The sequence below is a fragment of the Noviherbaspirillum sp. ST9 genome, assembly GCF_048799745.1.
Taxonomy (GTDB): domain Bacteria; phylum Pseudomonadota; class Gammaproteobacteria; order Burkholderiales; family Burkholderiaceae_D; genus Noviherbaspirillum.
In genome coordinates, this window is the sequence record NZ_JBLWFR010000162.1 from 1 (window position 1) to 571 (window position 571).

At 37.0% G+C, this 571-nt stretch carries 1 protein-coding gene; it reads left to right on the forward strand.

Annotated elements, in window-relative coordinates; genetic code table 11:
- Positions 1 to 140 precede the first annotated feature (140 nt).
- Positions 141 to 571: hypothetical protein (locus ACNOHI_RS25310; protein WP_420477487.1), on the forward strand; the 431-nt coding region annotated here is incomplete at its 3' end.

Consider the following 571-nt stretch of genomic DNA (forward strand, 5'->3'; position numbering starts at 1 on the left):
TTTAACAGGAAAAGGGCTGATGGTCCAGCTTCTTCTGATGCGGAAGATTACCCCATTGTAGTACCCAAGGCGAGACACAGGCATTTATGCAGATGATATAGAACCCATTTTTGTATGTTTGTTAAATGCATGCCTCTTGTATGAAGAAAATCTTAAGCGTAGCTGCTGTTATTCTGGTATCTTTTACCGTGTCGGCACAGGCTTCGAAGGACACGATATATTCATATCTATATAACTTATTGGAGCACAAAGAAATATATGTAAACGAAAAGAACGCTAAGATATCGCAGATTAAAAATATGCTCGCGCTTCCCGGCATAAACGGTGAACAGCGTTATGACATCAATCATAGGTTATATAACGAGTACAAAACATTTATTTCTGATTCTGCAATTTACTATACCAGACAAAACCTTGAAATAGCTAAGAAGTTAGACCGTCCTTTACTTATAAACGAAAGTAAGCTTGATCTGGTTTCTCTTTATGTAATTGCCGGCATGTATATAGAATCCCTCGATCTTTTGAAATCGATAGATAAAAGAGGCTTTCCTGATTGGTTACTGATTAAATA